General features: G+C 64.8%; 12 protein-coding genes. 3 read left to right on the plus strand and 9 right to left on the minus strand.

The window, feature by feature from the left end:
- Positions 1-132: 132 nt before the first annotated feature.
- Positions 133-1,941 carry a DEAD/DEAH box helicase gene (locus GA0071312_RS11070; protein WP_083204675.1) on the minus strand — a complete coding sequence of 603 codons (1,809 nt, stop codon included), beginning with the start codon at positions 1,939-1,941 and terminating at the stop codon, positions 133-135.
- A gap of 204 nt (positions 1,942-2,145) precedes the next feature.
- Here GA0071312_RS11070 and GA0071312_RS11075 point away from each other — a divergent pair, with 204 nt between their 5' ends.
- Positions 2,146-2,823: a spermidine synthase gene (locus GA0071312_RS11075; RefSeq protein ID WP_074445016.1), complete on the plus strand. Its 678-nt coding sequence runs from the start codon at positions 2,146-2,148 to the stop codon at positions 2,821-2,823.
- Positions 2,824-2,849: 26 nt separating this feature from the next.
- Here the strand turns inward: GA0071312_RS11075 and GA0071312_RS11080 are convergent, their stop codons facing one another.
- The 4 genes from GA0071312_RS11080 to GA0071312_RS11095 all read right to left on the minus strand — a co-directional run bounded on the left by GA0071312_RS11080 (position 2,850) and on the right by GA0071312_RS11095 (position 8,055).
- A complete protein-coding gene (locus GA0071312_RS11080; protein WP_074445017.1) occupies positions 2,850-4,331 on the minus strand; it encodes a tripartite tricarboxylate transporter permease in 1,482 nt (493 codons plus the stop codon).
- A gap of 12 nt (positions 4,332-4,343) precedes the next feature.
- Positions 4,344-4,859, minus strand: a complete 516-nt coding sequence (locus GA0071312_RS11085; protein WP_074445018.1) for a tripartite tricarboxylate transporter TctB family protein — start codon at positions 4,857-4,859, stop codon at positions 4,344-4,346.
- Between the two features lie 90 nt (positions 4,860-4,949).
- A complete protein-coding gene (locus GA0071312_RS11090) occupies positions 4,950-5,942 on the minus strand; it encodes a Bug family tripartite tricarboxylate transporter substrate binding protein (protein WP_074445019.1) in 993 nt (330 codons plus the stop codon).
- Between the two features lie 457 nt (positions 5,943-6,399).
- Positions 6,400-8,055: an FAD-dependent oxidoreductase gene (locus GA0071312_RS11095; RefSeq protein ID WP_074445020.1), complete on the minus strand. Its 1,656-nt coding sequence runs from the start codon at positions 8,053-8,055 to the stop codon at positions 6,400-6,402.
- Positions 8,056-8,257: 202 nt separating this feature from the next.
- Between GA0071312_RS11095 and GA0071312_RS11100 the strand changes: the two genes are divergently transcribed.
- Positions 8,258-9,124, plus strand: coding sequence for a coiled-coil domain-containing protein (locus GA0071312_RS11100; protein WP_074445021.1), 867 nt, complete (start codon positions 8,258-8,260; stop codon positions 9,122-9,124).
- 170 nt (positions 9,125-9,294) lie between these two features.
- On the opposite strand, the gene GA0071312_RS11105 is transcribed toward GA0071312_RS11100, so the two are convergent.
- The 3 genes from GA0071312_RS11105 to GA0071312_RS11115 all read right to left on the minus strand — a co-directional run bounded on the left by GA0071312_RS11105 (position 9,295) and on the right by GA0071312_RS11115 (position 11,085).
- Positions 9,295-9,954, minus strand: a complete 660-nt coding sequence (locus tag GA0071312_RS11105) for a hypothetical protein (RefSeq protein WP_131817782.1) — start codon at positions 9,952-9,954, stop codon at positions 9,295-9,297.
- A gap of 205 nt (positions 9,955-10,159) precedes the next feature.
- Positions 10,160-10,642 (minus strand): DUF2155 domain-containing protein, encoded by a 483-nt coding sequence (locus tag GA0071312_RS11110; RefSeq protein WP_083204512.1) that lies wholly within the window; start codon positions 10,640-10,642, stop codon positions 10,160-10,162.
- Between the two features lie 32 nt (positions 10,643-10,674).
- A complete protein-coding gene (locus GA0071312_RS11115) occupies positions 10,675-11,085 on the minus strand; it encodes an NADH:ubiquinone oxidoreductase subunit NDUFA12 (RefSeq protein ID WP_074446111.1) in 411 nt (136 codons plus the stop codon).
- Between the two features lie 1,033 nt (positions 11,086-12,118).
- On the opposite strand from GA0071312_RS11115, the gene GA0071312_RS11120 reads away from it, so the two are divergent.
- Entirely contained in the window at positions 12,119-15,844 is a 3,726-nt protein-coding gene (locus GA0071312_RS11120; RefSeq protein ID WP_074445023.1) for a vitamin B12-dependent ribonucleotide reductase, read from the plus strand.
- A gap of 156 nt (positions 15,845-16,000) precedes the next feature.
- On the opposite strand, the gene greA is transcribed toward GA0071312_RS11120, so the two are convergent.
- Positions 16,001-16,474, minus strand: coding sequence for a transcription elongation factor GreA (greA, locus tag GA0071312_RS11125; protein ID WP_074445024.1), 474 nt, complete (start codon positions 16,472-16,474; stop codon positions 16,001-16,003).
- Positions 16,475-16,573: the final 99 nt, after the last annotated feature.

Below are 16,573 nucleotides of genomic sequence, written 5' to 3' on the forward strand. Positions count from 1 at the left end.
GTGGCGCGCCCGGCCTGACGGAGTCGGATGGTGCGCTCTGAAGCCTCGTTTCGGCACATCACAGGCTGATGCGAGGACCGGCCATCCGGCGCCTTTTCGCCGCGCATTGCCGATGCGGGCCTGCGGACGCCATTACCGCTTCGGCGGATCCGATGGGTCTGCGGTCCGTTTCCCGCGTTTGCCCGCCGCAGCCTTGCCCGCCGCGACCTTGCCGGCTTTTTTCTTGCTCACGGATTGAGCCGCCGCCTCGCCATCAGCTTTCGTGAAACGCTTCTTCCACTTCTTGTCGGATCCTGCGCCTCCGGCGCCGGCATCGGAGAATTTGCCGGAGGTTCGCGCCTTGCGAGGGCTGGCCGGAGCGTCGATCTGCGGCGCACCGGAAGCGCGCCGGACGGTGACGCCTTTCTCGAGGCTGCCTTGTTTTCCCAATGCGCTCAGGAATTTTGCAACGCTCGTCTCGGAGATTTCCACGAGGGTCTCGGATTGCTGGACGCGGATTGCGCCGATCGCATCCTTGTCGAGCCCTCCGGAGCGACACAGCAGCGGCAGCAGCCAGCGCGGCTCGGCGCCGTCATCGCGCCCGACCGACAGGGTGAACCAGACGCTCGGGCCGAAGCGTGCATGCGCCTTCGCGGCTGGTCGCGTATCGACCGGGACGAGCTCTTCCGGCGCCGAGTGCCGGGCGCGATGCTGGCGCAGATAGGCTGCTGCAATCGCCTCCGGTGAATACAGGGCGAGCAACCGGCTCGCAAAAGCCGTTTCTTCGTCGGTGACATCCATCGACCAGTCGGGATCGGCGAGCAGACGTTCCTCGTCGCGGCGCAGGATCTCGTCCGCTCCCGGCGCAGTGATCCAGTCGGCTGTTACGCGGGCGCTCGCCAGCAGACGCTCGGCCCGCTTCACCGCCTTCGGCGGCACAACCAGGGCGGAGATGCCCTTGCGTCCGGCGCGGCCCGTGCGACCGGAGCGATGCAGCAGGCTATCGGCGTTGCTCGGGAGCTCGGCATGGATCACGAGTTCGAGATTGGGCAGATCGATGCCGCGGGCCGCGACATCGGTTGCGACGCAGACCCGGGCGCGACCGTCGCGCATCGCCTGAAGCGCATGCGTGCGCTCCGTCTGGCTCAGCTCACCGGAAAGACTGACGACGGCAAAGCCGCGATTGGAAAAGCGCGCAGTGAGCCGGCTCACCATCGCGCGGGTATTGGCGAAGACGATGGCGTTTTGCGCCTCGTGATAGCGCAGCACATTGATGATGGCGTTTTCCGCGTCCTGGGCGGCGACGCGCAGCGCCTGATAGGCGATGTCAGCATGCTGACTTGCCTCGGACTGGGTTTTCACCCGCACGGCCTCGCGCTGGAAACGCTGGGCCAGTTTCGCGATCATCGGCGGCACGGTCGCCGAGAACATCAGCGTCCGGCGCTCCGGCGGAGCCTTGTCCAGCATGAATTCCAGATCTTCGCGAAACCCGAGATCAAGCATCTCGTCCGCCTCGTCGAGGACAATGACCCGCAATCCGCTCATGTCGAGGGATCCGCGCTGGATATGGTCGCGCAGGCGGCCCGGCGTGCCCACGACGATATGGGCGCCGCGCGCGAGGGTGCGGCGCTCGTCGCGCATGTCCATGCCGCCGACGCAGGAAGCCATCCGGGCGCCCGCCCTGGCATAGAGCCAGCCGAGCTCACGCATCACCTGCGCGGCCAGCTCCCTCGTGGGTGCGACGATAAGGGCCAGCGGAGCGCCTGGTGGGCCGAGCATGCCTTCCGCATCCAGAAGCGTGGGAGCAATCGCGAGCCCGAATCCCACGGTCTTGCCCGAACCGGTCTGGGCGGATACCAGCAGATCGGCTTCGCGCAGGGCGGGATCGGTGACCGCCTCCTGGACCTGGGTAAGGCTATCATAACCGCGCTCGGCGAGCGCCTCGGACAAGGTATGGATCATGGAAGGCCAATCTGCGGAGGATATCGGCGCCGCAGTCTTGCGCGGTCCGCCGGCACGAAACGTGCGATTCAGGTTCACGTAACGCAACGCGCGGATCATGTATACTGCAGAAAACAGGCATCAGGCGCGTGGCGCCCGGGATCCTTCACCCGCTCCCCGTGATCGGCTATGCCACGGGATGGCTTCGATCGCAGAGGGTTGCGCATGCTTCCATGGATACAGCTGGCCACGGCACAAACGCCGGAGGGGGATAGGCTCAGGCTCCTGCGCCGGGGCGATGAATTCTCGATCCGTCTCGAAGGCGGCAACGAGCTGATGAACAGCCGCCTCGGCGGCTCGGAGGAGGCGCTCGCGACGCTTGCTTTCGACCAGCTGGCCGGTCAGACCGCGCCGAGCATCCTCATCGGCGGGCTCGGGATGGGTTTCACCCTGCGCGCCGCGCAGGCGGTCGCGCCCCCGGATGCGCGGCTGATCATCAGCGAAATCGTGCCTGAACTGGCCGACTGGGCCAGGCAGCACATGAAGGCCGTATTCGAGGATTGTCTCTGCGACCCGCGGGTGGAACTGCGGGTGGGTGATATCGGCGCCGCCATCCGCGAGGCCGGGGAAAAATTCGACGCGATCCTGCTCGATGTCGATAACGGGCCCGACGGCCTCACGCGCTCGGAGAACGGCAGCCTTTACGGAGAGGCGGGATTGCATGCGGCACGCGCAGCGCTGACGCCCGGCGGCGTCCTCGCCGTCTGGTCCGCTGCGCCCGACGCGGCATTTGCGAAGCGGCTGGCCCGGTGCGGCTTTGCGGTCACGCCGCATCGTGTCCGCGCCAGCCGCTCCCGGCGCGGTGCGCGCCATACGATCTGGATCGCAATGCGCCGGCCCTGACAAGGCGATGATTTCTGTCCGTTCGTTCAACCGCAGCGCATCACCTGTACGCGCCTGACGATCATCCAGCATGTACAGGCTGCGATCAGGCCGAGGCAGGTGGCGCTGACGGGGTCGGTCAGAAGAACTGTGGGATCACCGCGTGAGAAGAGCAGGGTGCGGCGCAGGTATTCCTCGAAGGCGGGGCCGAGGATGAAGCCGAGGACGAGCGGGGTCGGCTCCAGCTTCAGCCGCAGCAGGACCCAGCCGAACAGGCCGAAACCGAGCATCAGCCAGACGTCGAACAGCGAGTTCTGCACCGAATGCACCCCGATCAGGCTGATCACGATGATCAGCGGCACCAGCCTGCGGAAGGGGATGCGCAGAAGTGAGGCCCAGATCCCGGCAAAGGGCAGGTTCAGCACCACGAGGATCACGTTGCCGATGATCAGGCTCGCCATCAGGGCCGTGAACAGATCCGGGTTCTGCGCGATGAAAGCAGGGCCGGGCATGATCGCATGCAGCATCAGCGCACCCGCCAGCACCGCCATGACCGGGCTGCCGGGCAATCCGAGGGTCAGGAGGGGCACCATCGCAGATTGGGCCGCCGCGTTGTTCGCGGCTTCCGGCGCCGCGACGCCCGCAACCGCGCCCGTCCCGAGCGGGCGATCCTTCGTGGCAAAGCCGTTCTCCATCCCGCGCGCGGCGAGCGCCGCCAAAAGCGTGCTCGCCCCGGGAATCACTCCCAGCGCCGCGCCGATTCCCGTTCCGCGCAGGGCGGGGCGCCAGCCAGCGCGCAGATCGGCGCGCGTGGGCCAGGGCCAGCGCACGAGCCTGATGCGCTCCGGGCGCCCGCCCGTTTCCAGCGCGCGGATCAGCTCCGCGAGACCGAATATGCCCATCACCAGCGGGACGAAGCCGATGCCGTCACGCAGTTCCGGTATCCCGAAGGCGAAACGCGGCTGCCCGCCGCCCAGATCGGTTCCCACGAGACCCAGACCCGCGCCGATCAGGATCAGCGCCAGAGCCGGAATCGCCGGGCCGGGCGAGATCACCGCGGCGGCGAACAGGCCCAGCGCAATCAGTCCCACCAGCCCCGCTGGCGCGATCGCCGTGGTCATGCCGGCGAGCGGCACTGCGATGGTTGCAATCAACACGGCGGTGACGAGGCCTGCGAAGAGCGAGGCGAGCGAGGCCACTGCGATTGCCGGCCCGGCCCGACCGGCCAGCGCCATCTTGTGCCCGTCCAGCGCCGTCACGACGCCGGAGCATTCACCGGGCACATTCAGCAGGATCGAGGTGGTCGAGCCGCCATATTGCGCGCCATAATAGATCGCCGCCATCATGATGATCGCGCCCGCCGGTTCCAGCGTAAACGTCAGCGGCAGTAGCAGCGCCAGTGTTGCCGCCGGGCCGATGCCGGGCAGGACGCCGACGAGCGTGCCGACCACTGCGCCCACGACACACAGGATGAGGTTTTCCGGCGTCAGCGCCAGCGCAAATCCCGAGATCCATGCGTTCAGATCCATGCCCCGGCCTCTTCACAAACGAGGCCAGAGCGGCGCCGTGGGCGGCAAAAGTGTAAGTCCGATCACCATCGTCATGACAACCAGCGCGCACACCGTGACCGCGAGCGCGACCGGATTGCGCTCGCCGGCGCCGATGGCGGCCAGCGTTGCGGCAAGACCCGCCGAAATCACCAGCCCGAAGGCCGGCAGGCTCAATGCGAACAACAGAACCGCACCGAGGAGCGCCGGCCCGCTCCAGCGTTGCGCGGTCGCGTCGGCGGGCTCGGCGCAGGGTGCGGGCCGGCGCGGCGTGGCATCGAGCGCGCGGAAAGCCGCCCAGATCGCACCGAGCGCGATCACCCCCTTGCTCAGCAATTGCGCGAACAGGCCGGGGCCAACATGCGCATCCAGCCAGGCCGGCTGGCCATAGGCGAGGATCAGCATGGCCAACCCGGTCAGGACCAGTGCCAGTCCCGGTACGGCCCGCCCGAGCCTGAGCAGGGGAGCGGATTGCAGGATACGGCGCGCATGCTCCGCTTGCGATGTCATGGGGCCTCGGCTCGGTTTCGGGGATTCTCAGACAAGTCAGGACCCGCGCCCGGAAGGTGCCGGGCGCGGGCATGCGGTGAGAGCGTCCTCTCAGCCCTCGCGCCTGGCACCGGTGCCGCGCACGACCGGGATCCAGGTCTCGCGCTGTTCGGCATAATAGGCGTCGACTTCGGCGGGCGTCTTGGCCGGGGGCACGATCGAGGCGAGATCCTCCAGCCTTGTGCGCATCTCGTCAGATTGCACGATCTCGTTGATCATCGTGTTGAGGGTATCGACGATCTCCTGTGGCGTGTCCGCCGGTGCCGAGATGGTGTTCCAGGTCTGGCTGACGAAGCCGGGCAGCCCCGCTTCCTCCATGGTCGGAACCTCCGCCAGCGCGGGCAGGCGCACCGGGGCGGATACGCCGAGCGGACGCACGGCATCGCCCTGAACCTGGCCGATCGCGGTCAGGGACGGATCGAAGACGAAGTTCAGACGCCCGGCGATCAGATCCACCATGGCCTCCGGGCTGCGCGGATAGGGGATATGGACGACGTCCTCGGCGCCGATGCGTTGCAGGAAAAGGGCCCCGGTAATATGCGTCGTGGTGCCCGTCGGGCCGGAACCGTACTGGAAGGCGGCCGGATCGGCCAGAACCCGCTCGGTCAGCCCGGCGAGATCGGTATCGGGTGAATCCTTGGGCACGCACATGACCATCGGGACTTCGTTGATCATCGCGACACCGCGCAGGGTGCTCTCGATATCGACCGGAAGCGGATCGAAGAGCGCAATGTTGTGGACGAGCTGCGAGGAGGTCCCCACCAGCAGCGTGTAGCCGTCCGGCTCGGCCTTGCTGACATCCTCGGTGGCGCGCATGCCGGAGGCGGTGCCGTTATTCTCGACCACGATGCGCTGGCCGAGCACGGGTTCCAGCGCTTCAACGAGAATGCGCGCCACGACATCGGCATTGCCGCCGCCGCCCTGGGCGACGACGAGCCGGATCGGACCAGCCGCCGGCCATTGCGCGGCGCGCGCCTGACGCGGCAGCAGGGACAGGAAGGGCGCAGCCAGAGCTGAGCCCAGAAGCGTGCGACGATTGATCATTGAAGACTCCCACGATTGCGTTGGCTCTTGAACAAACTGTCGAACCGAGGTGATCAGCGCGACAAAAGCACAAGAAAAACAGGTGGAAAGCGCATTGAAGGCCAATGCACGGAGGTTTCTTTGGGTCCAGGTTAGATTTCTTTTAATCTGTCGCAGTAACTTGCACTCAGATTTCGTTCTTTCTAGGATACTGGTTCGATTATGTGAAATGAAAATTGTAGTCAAACGTTTTCGAAAAAAATTCATTAATTTAAAATCGCTACAAAGTAGATTTATTCAAATCTAATTTCCAGATTATTCATGTATTTTGATGTTAATTTCAGTCTCTTGCCTGGAATCCCCGCTGATTGCATGAAATTGAGCTGTCTTCAGGTAATTCCAGGCTCAAGCGGAAAATGCTGCGCCCAAAAACCGTCAAGGGTGTCCGAGATTTTTTGGTCAGGGCGCAAAGCGGCCTCTATCCCCGCCCGAATATCCGCTCAATCGCGCGCTCAACCGTGTCATCCGTCGCCCTGCGCCAGCGGGCGGCGAGGTGTTGGTCGGGGCGGATCAGCCAGGTGGCGCCGGGGCTGGCGTCGAAGCGGCGGGTGAAGCTGCCGTCGGCATCAATCAGATCGCGTCCGATCACCAGCGTGCGGGCCTGCGCATGCCGGGGTACGGAGGCGCCGTCGCCGGGCATGTGGAGGAGGGTGCAGGCGCCGTCCAGCGCCTCCAGCAGCCAGCAGATCGTGCCATCCGGCGTGCGCATCGGCGCATCCGGGGCCGGCGCGCCCAGGGCTGCGCTGCCGCCCCAACTCTGTGCATCGGGCGTCGAGAGGGGGCTGTCGCGATAGGTTGTCGGCATCGACAAGCGGCCGGAATTCACCATGCGCCGGGCGAAACCGGCCTTCGCGGCGAGAGCCAGCGCGGCATCGCGAAAGCGCATTTCCTGCGCCGTACGCGGGGCGATGAAATCGGTCGAGCGAGTGGAATGGCCGATATTCTCGTCGGCGGCGGCGATGCGCTCGGTGTCGTAGCTCGCGAGCAGCCGCGCATCCGCATCGCCCCGGATCACGGCGGCGAGCTTCCAGGCGAGATTTTCCGCGTCCTGGATGCCGGAATTCGCCCCGCGCGCGCCAAAGGGCGAGACCTGATGCGCCGCATCGCCAGCGAAGATAACCCGGTCATGCACGAAACGGGCGAGCCGGCGGCATTGGAACGTGTAGACGGAAACCCATTCGAGCGAGAAATCGCCATGGCCGAGCATCTGCCGGATGCGTGGAATGACCCGCTCCGGCTTCTGCTCTTCGGTGGCGTCGGCCTGCGCACCGAGGCCGAGATCGATGCGCCAGACATCATCGGGCTGCTTGTGCAGCAGGGCCGAGCGGCCCTCGTGAAATGGCGGATCGAACCAGAACCAGCGCTCGGCGGGGAATTCCCCCTTCATCTTCACATCGGCGATCAGGAATCGCTCCTCGAACACTTCCCCCTCGAAGGCGAGTCCCATCAGATCGCGACAGGGCGAACGCGCGCCATCCGCCGCGACGACCCAATCCGCTTGCAGGTCATACGCGCCGTCCGGCGTCTCGATGGTGAGGGTGACACCGGCGCCGTCGGTTGCGCCTTCCTGCGCGATGCCGATGACGCGGTTGCGCCAGCGCAGATCAATGGCGGCGCCATCGCCATCCGCAAGGGTCTGCGCCCGCGTGACCAGGTGATGCTCCAGATAATATTGCTGCAGATTGACGAAGGCCGGCATCTTGTGGCCGTTCTCGGGCAGCAGATCGAAATTGTAGACCTCGCCATCACCCTGGAAAACACGGCCCAGCTGCCAGGTGACGCCCTGGTCGCGGCAGGTCTCGCCGAGACCGAGACGATCGAGGATTTCGAGGGTGCGCTTGGCGTAGCAGATGCCACGCGAGCCCTCGCCGATGCGGTCGGCATCGTCGAGCAGCACCACCGGCACGCCGCGCTGCGCCATGTCGATGGCGCAGGCGAGGCCGACCGGCCCGGCGCCGATCACCACGACGGGATGTTGCGCCGGTGCGCCGTCCTGATCCGGCGAGCGCCGATAGCTGAACTGATAGAGGCTCTTGCGTTCTCCGCCCGTGGTCACGCCCTGCGCCGTCCCCATCCCGCTCCCTCCGGATTTTTATGAAAGGATAGGCGGGGCCTGCGTTTTTGTCGATCCGGACTGGATAACGCCGCGCAGGCGCCTTAATCGCGTTGCACACGATCAATGCCCGCGCCACCATGCGAATCAGTATCGCCGTGAGTCAGGCGCGGGGGCGTCTTCCAGTGGATTGCAAGAGGCGATGACGGGTGCGGAGGCTGGTATGACCGCGGATAATCAGATCCGGGCGCAGAGCCGGTCGGGTGGGGCAGGGCGCTCCTTTGCGCTGATTCTGGCCGCCATCGCGGCCATGGGATGGGGCTTCGCCTTCCATGCCGGGCTCGGCGGTATCGATCGGGAGACGTCTGCCCGTGAGCGGATCGCAGCGCTGGAAGCGGACAATGCGAGCCTCGAAGAACGCAATGTTGCGCTTTCCGACGCGCTTGCAACCATACGCGAGGCCGAAGGCGGGCTGCGTGGGATCGAGGCGCAGATCGATCAGGCGCGCGACAGGCTCGTGCGTGCTCTCGAAGACCGGCGCGATCTTGAAGACAGCCTCTCGGCCCTGCAGCGCGACATCGCCCAGCTGGGGCGCGAGGAGGGGGCCGCGACGCGGGTATCCGCCGCAGCAACTGGTCAGAACGCCTCGCCGGCTGCCGTGAATGCGGCGCTGGCGCGGCTCGACCGGATGATCGATCGTCGCAATGGAGAACTGCAGGCGATTCGTGCGGCACGAAGTGAAGCCGAAGCCCGTCTCACCGCCGCAAACGACGCGCTCGACGCCAAGCAGGCACAACTCGGGCGCGACGAGAGCGCTGCTGCGCAGGCGCGGGAAACACGCTCCCGGCTGATCGGTGATCTGGAGCAGTTCGAGGCGCTGATCGCCCGGCGCGAAAGCCAGTCCGCAGCGCTCGCCGAGGATATCGACCGGGCCGAGGCGCGGCTCGCGGCCTTGCAGAGCGAGCAGGCCCGTCTGCGCGAGACGACGTCAGACGCGTCCGATTCCGCTGCTTCGGCGCGTGCTCCCTCCGAGCCGGAACGCCTCCCCGACGGTACGCGGGTGATTCGCGTCAACCCGTTTGCGCGCTGAACCCGCAGGCTTTCCCGGATGCCGATCCGGGCATCCGGGTGTTTCATCGCTTGCGCACGGACACTTCTGCACGGACACTTGTGCACGGACACTTGCGCACGAACAACTGCGCGTGACGCCCTGCCCCGATTTCCCGCATCTGTTTCAGTCGGCGTATGGCGGGTGGTGCATCATCGCCAGATCGGTGCGGTGCAGGGTTCCCCGTTGGGGCCTGCCACGACATTCGACGCGGGTGGGTTGTTGGCCCGATAATCGTCATAGACCAGGAGCATCGTTTCCTTGCCGATGTTCCAGCCGATACCGACACCCGGCCACCCCGCGATCGCGCCACCGATGATCGCGCCTATCAAACCGCCGATCAGTCCCCAGAGGCGCCGCCTGCGGCCCTCTGCATCGGGCGATTGGCTTTGCGCTTGCGCGTTCTGTTCCTGAACCCTGCGGACGAAATCCGATGATGTGTCCAGTTTCTCGAATTCCCCGAGCAATGCCTGCGCCTGATCGCCGTCCTCGCGGATATAGGCATCACCAATGCGCTTGAAGAGTTCGGCTTCCCTGTCGGTGACCATGCGGCTCTTGACGAGGCAGTCGCAAAGTTCTGAAAATTTTGGTGCGAAGCTCTTCTGTGTCAGGCTGAAGACCTGAATCACCGAATGCGCGACCAGTTCGCGGGATTTTTTGTCGCGGATTTCATCCGCGTATTGGTTCAGATGCTTTTCATCCAGAAATTTCTTGCTGAGCGTATCGTAGATTGCACCATGATATTCGAGGGTTTCGGGGCGTGCCGACATGGCCATGAACTCCTGATGAGGAATGCCGATGGTAACCCGCATGGAAAAACCGTGTCCTCCCGGAGGAAGCTGCAAGCTTGGCCATTAAAGGTTGTGCAAACTTACGGGCGTCCGCGAATCTGTCAAGCTGCCGGCTGAAACCGGTTGCGCTGTCAGCGAGGGGAGGGCGGCGGCTCGCCGTGTCTGTGCGCATGAACGCCGCCCGCATCGTGCGCGGCGGTCTCCCGTCTTCGGATCGGAGGCTTTCTCAGAACGGGCGTGGCGGCGGTAGCGGAATCTGGTCCGGCGCTGGTCGGTCCGGGGAATCGGAGGTCTCGTCGGCCGGAGCGTCAGCCAGGGATGTCTGGCGGCACCCCGTCAGCCAGATGTCGTAGACCGGGTGATCGATGGCGCTGAGCCCCGGGCTCTCGGCGAAGACCCAGCCGTCGAAAAGCGAAACGACTTCCCCGTCGAGGGCGACATCCTCCACCTCGATGAAGGCGGTGGTGTTGGGGCTCTCGGTCGGCGGGCGGGTATGGCAGGCGCGCGGCGTGAGCAGGAGCGAGCCGAACTGGATGGTCTCGTCGATCTCGACCTCGAAGGCGATGATCCGCGCGGTGATCTTGTCGAGACCGTTGAAGACGGCGATCGGATTCTCGATATGGCTCTGCGCGGAGGCGGGTGCGGCGCCGAACAGCACGGCGGCGCCGAGGGTGAGGGCGACCGGCAGGCGCAGGAGGGCCATCGACATCTCCGGAAATCCGCGTGCGTGAGCGGGCGCGCTCAATCGCCCGGCGACCATGCGGCGTAATCGCCCGTGGCTTTCGGACGCTCTTCCGGCGTGAGGATCGAGCCCTGCGGGCGATAGGCCTGCGCAGTGCCGGTATGGTTCTCGGCGCCGAGCTTCTGCCATTCGCGCGGGGCATAATCCTCTTGAGAGGGCGCGGTGGCATAGGTATGGGCCAGCCAGCCGCGCCAGCCCGGCGGCACGCGCGACAGCTCGGCCAGCCCGTTATAGATCACCCAGCGCCGCTCATAGCCGAGCGCAGGATCCCTGGCGCCACCCTTCGTGCGATAATAGCGGTTGCCGAACTCGTCTTCGCCGATGAGCTCGCCATGGCGCCAGGTGTGGAAACGGGTGTTCAGCGTCTGGCCGTTCCACCAGGTGAAGAACTGGGTGAAGAACTCTTTCAAGGTCATCGCGGATCGTCGCCTTTTTTCAACAGGCACCTTATGGCGCTGCAAACGCCACAAGTCCAGTGCCGAGCGCCTCAACTGCCCGGTTTTGCGATTCGTTTGCGGCGAATCGATGATCGGTGCGGGCGAAAGGAGGGCGACGGCGGTTCATGCAGCGCGCGCCGGCACTCCCCTCTCCCGCCGTGGAGAGGGGTTGGGGGTGAGGGGCCTATCAGGATAAGGCGCGGCGCAGATGAAGCGCGCGGACGTCATTGAGGGTGGAGAGTAATCGTCACCGCCCATTACCGCAAACCCCTCCGCGAGAGAGAGGGAAGATTACGCTGCATGGCTCGATATTGCCGGATACCGTTCCGGGCAGGGAAGGTGCGCCCTTCATGCAGCGCAACGTCCTGCCTTCTTCCGGTTTCCCGATATCGTCACCTTGATCGGGTGGCGGGCGAATCTCCGGGCGAATCTTTCGGCGATTCTCTCGACCATGCGTGAGCCTCTGCGCGGCCTGCCGGGTGCCCTCGCCGACCCCTGCGCATCCACATCTATTGCGCCTGCGCAGCATGGTGAAGGAAGTTTTATCCCAGTCTGACGAATGCGATTCATGTCGGGATTCGAAGGGGTTAAGCTAGGGTTTTTCCCTTATCCACAATCCGCAGGATCTCCACAAGATATAGCGTCGGCAAAAGAACCGAGCACTAGTTCTTGACGTATGGGGCGGGTCGGGCATAGCTTCCGGACATGCCGTACGGGATGCGGCGGCGGGGCCTCCGGGCCCGGTCGGAGTGGGTTTGCGGAAGGGTTTTCGAGGGCGTGTCGGTTGCGCAACACCAGCGGTGTGCGAACACGCGACGGCACGCGCATGAGATCGTTTTCGGAGCCGGCATCGCAGGGCATTCGGGGCAGAACAAGGGTGGCGCCAAAGCCACCCATCAGCGTCAAGACAGAGTAGATTGCGACAAGAGCCGCAACATGCGGCCGGCGAAGCTTTCCCTGATCCGAGGCCGATCGGGGTGTTTCGCCAGACAAAGGGACTACACAGATGCGGATCGAGCGGCGCTACACCACCACCGGGCAATCGCCTTATGCGGACATTGCCTTCCGGTTCTCCACCAGTGAGATCCGTAATCCTGACGGCTCGACCGTCTTCAAGCTGGAGAACTTCGAGGTTCCCCAGAGCTGGAGCCAGGTCGCCTCGGACGTGCTGGCGCAGAAATATTTCCGCAAGGCGGGCGTGCCGGCGGCGCTGAAGAAGGTCGAGGAGAACGACGTTCCTTCCTTCCTGTGGCGCTCGGTGCCCGACGAGAAGGCGCTTGCCAAGCTGCCGGAGGAGGAGCGCTACGGGCCGGAAACCTCCGCAAAGCAGGTCTTTGATCGCCTTGCCGGCTGCTGGACCTATTGGGGCTGGAAGGGCGGCTACTTCTCCAGCGAAGACGATGCCCAGGCCTTCTTCGACGAGCTGCGCTTCATGCTGGCCAACCAGATGGTCGCGCCGAATTCACCGCAATGGTTCAATACCGGCCTGCACTGGGCCTATGGCATTGACGGGCCGAGCCAGGGCCATTTCTACGTGGATTTCAAGACGGGCGAGCTGACCCGCTCGACCTCGTCCTATGAGCACCCCCAGCCGCATGCCTGCTTCATCCAGGGCGTGCAGGACGATCTCGTCAACGAGGGCGGGATCATGGATCTGTGGGTGCGCGAGGCGCGCCTGTTCAAATACGGCTCCGGCACCGGCTCGAACTTCTCGATGCTGCGCGGCGAGGGCGAGAAGCTCGCCGGCGGTGGAAAGTCCTCGGGACTGATGTCCTTTCTCAAGATCGGTGACCGGGCCGCCGGCGCGATCAAGTCGGGTGGCACCACGCGCCGCGCGGCCAAGATGGTCGTGGTCGATGTCGATCACCCGGATATCGAGACCTATATCGACTGGAAGGTGCGCGAGGAGCAGAAGGTCGCCGCCCTCGTCACCGGCTCCAAACTGTGCAACCGCCATCTCAAGGCGGTGATGAAGGCCTGCGTCAATTGCGAGGCGGCAGGCGATGCCTGCTACGATCCCGAGCGCAACCCGGCCCTCAAGCGCGAGATCAAGCGCGCCCGCAAGGCGCTCGTGCCGGATAACTATATCAAGCGCGTGATCCAGTTCGCGAAGCAGGGCTACAAGGATATCGAATTCGACATCTATGACACGGATTGGGATTCGGAGGCCTATCTCACGGTTTCCGGCCAGAATTCGAATAACTCCGTTTCGCTCAAGGACGACTTCCTGCGCGCCGTCGAGGCGGATGGCGAATGGAACCTGATCCGTCGCACCGATGGCAAGACGGCCCGCACCCTGAAGGCGCGGGATCTGTGGGAGAAGATCGGCCATGCCGCCTGGGCATCCGCCGATCCCGGCCTGCATTTCAACACGACCATGAATGACTGGCATACCTGCCCGGAATCGGGCCCGATCCGGGGCTCGAATCCGTGCTCGGAATACATGTTCCTCGACGACACGGCCTGCAATCTCGCCTCGGCGAACCTGCTGCAATTCTATGATCGCGAGACGAAGCAGTTCGATTTCGGAGGCTATGAGCATCTCTGCCGGCTCTGGACCGTGGTGCTCGAGATCTCCGTCACCATGGCGCAGTTCCCCTCCAAGGAGATCGCGGAGCTCTCCTACGCGTACCGCACGCTGGGTCTGGGCTATGCCAATATCGGCGGTCTGCTGATGACCATGGGGCTGCCTTACGATTCGGATGAGGGCCGCGCGCTCGGCGGCGCGCTCACCGCGATCATGACGGGTGTGGCCTATGCCACCTCCGCCGAGATGGCGGGCGAGCTCGGGCCGTTCCCCGGCTATGAGAAGAACGCGCAGCACATGCTGCGGGTGATGCGCAACCATCGTCGCGCCGCCCATGGCGAGGCGGACGGCTACGAGGCGCTCAATGTCAACCCCGTCCCCCTCGACCACGCCTCCTGCCCGGAGCCGATCCTGGTCGAGCGCGCCAAGCGCGCCTGGGACGAGGCGCTCGCGCTCGGCGAGAAGCACGGCTACCGCAACGCCCAGGCCACCGTGATCGCGCCCACCGGCACGATCGGGCTGGTGATGGATTGCGACACCACCGGCATCGAGCCCGATTTCGCGCTGGTGAAGTTCAAGAAGCTCGCCGGTGGCGGCTATTTCAAGATCATCAACCGCGCCGTGCCGGACGCCCTGCGGGCGCTGGGCTATCGCGAGCACGAGATCGCCGAGATCGAGGTCTATGCGCTGGGCCACGGTTCGATGGCGCAGGCGCCGGGCATCAACCCGCAGACCCTGAAGGCCAGGGGCTTCACCGACGAGATCATCGCCACCCTCGAAGGCGGCATGAAGGCGGCGTTCGACATCAAGTTCGTCTTCAACAAATGGTCGATCGGCGAGGATTTCCTCGTCAACACGCTGAACGTCCCGGCGGAAAAGCTCAACGATCCGTCCTTCGACCTGCTCGCGCATCTCGGCTTCACGAAGCAGGAGATCGACGCGGCCAATATCCACATCTGCGGCGCGATGACGCTGGAAGGCGCACCGCATCTCAAGGAAGAGCATTACCCGGTCTTCGATTGCGCCAATCCCTGCGGGCGCGTTGGCAAGCGCTATCTCTCGGTGGAGAGCCATATCCGCATGATGGCGGCGGCGCAGCCCTTCATCTCGGGGGCGATCTCCAAGACCATCAACATGCCCAACGATGCCACGGTCGAGGATTGCAAAAGCGCCTACATGCTCTCCTGGCGCCTCGCGCTGAAGGCCAACGCGCTTTACCGCGACGGCTCCAAGCTCTCGCAGCCGCTCAACGCCGCGTTGATCGAAGATGATGCGGATGAGGACGAGGATGCGGTCGATACGGTCGATCGTCTGCTCGAATCGGCCGCCCCCGCGCGCGCCGCGCAGGTGGCGGAGAAGATCGTCGAGCGTGTGGTGGAGCGTGTCGAGCGGGTGCGCGAGCGCGAGAAGATGCCTGATCGCCGCAAGGGCTACACGCAGAAGGCCGTGGTCGGCGGCCACAAGGTCTATCTGCGCACGGGCGAATACCAGGACGGGCGCATCGGCGAGATCTTCATCGACATGCACAAGGAGGGCGCGGCCTTCCGGGCGATGATGAACAACTTCGCCATCGCGATTTCACTCGGCCTGCAATACGGCGTGCCGCTCGAGGAATACGTAGAGGCCTTCACCTTCACGCGCTTCGAGCCGGCGGGCTTCGTCCAGGGCAACGAATCGATCAAGAACGCGACCTCGATCCTCGATTACGTCTTCCGCGAGCTGGCGATCTCCTATCTCGGCCGCTACGACCTCGCCCATGTCGACCCCTCCGATATCGGCCATGACGTGCTCGGCAAGGGCGACGACCAGTCCAAGCTCTCCGCCACGGCGGCGAAATACGTCTCCAAGGGCTTCACCCGCGGTCGGACGGACAAGCTGATGCTGGTCGATGGCGGCGCCTCCGGAGGCACTTCCGGCGCCACCGTCGTCACCGCCCTCTCGTCACAGGGCGCGACCGCGCTCAAGAGCGAGCCGGTGGTGGAGCAGGACATGGAGGCGGAAGAGGGCGCCGACCTCTCCGCGCTGGGCTTCTCGGCGCCACGTGTGGACACCTCCGCCGGCATGACCAAGGCCGACAAACGCGCCGAGGCCCGCATGAAGGGCTACGAGGGCGAAGCCTGCCCCGAATGCGCCAACTTCACGCTGGTGAGGAACGGCACGTGCATGAAGTGCGATACCTGTGGGTCGACGACGGGGTGTTCGTGAGGGGCGTGACTTGTTGAAATGATAGAGCGCCCCGGGAAACCGGGGCGTTTTTTCTTTATATTGGAAGCGATCGATGCAGCGCGCTCTCCCCTCTCCACGAGGGAGAGGGGAGTTCTGGCGAGCGCTTCATGGAGCGCGAAGCTATGATCCGCAAGCTCAGCGGAACGCGACGCTGACGACTTCGTAGGACTTGCCGCCGCCGGGGGTCACCACTTCGACGGTATCGCCGATCGATTTGCCGATCAGCGCCTTGCCGATCGGGGAACCGATGGAGACGCGGCCGGAATGGACGTCGGCCTCAGGCTCGCCGACGATCTGATAGACCTTTTCTTCCTCGGTATCCTCGTCGATGAGCTTCACCGTGGCGCCGAAGACGATGCGCTCGCCCGAAAGCTTGCCGACATCGATCACCTCGGCGCGCGCGATGAGGCTCTCGAGTTCCATGATGCGCCCCTCATTATGGGACTGCGCTTCCTTGGCTGCGTGATACTCGGCATTCTCCGAGAGATCGCCATGCGAGCGCGCTTCGGCAATCGCCTCGACGATGCGCTTGCGCTCGACCTGCTGGCGATGCTTCAGCTCTTCCTCGAGCTTCTGGAAACCGGGGGCCGTGATCGGAACCTTATCCATCTTATTCTCTTCAAAGCCGAATTGAAGCGCGGAGCCTCCTTGCGGACGCTCCGCGCCTCATCTGATTCATCTCTGGGTCTGCCGCAAGGCAGGCCCGCT

Origin of the sequence: Saliniramus fredricksonii (genome assembly GCF_900094735.1) — a bacterium.
Taxonomy (GTDB): domain Bacteria; phylum Pseudomonadota; class Alphaproteobacteria; order Rhizobiales; family Beijerinckiaceae; genus Saliniramus; species Saliniramus fredricksonii.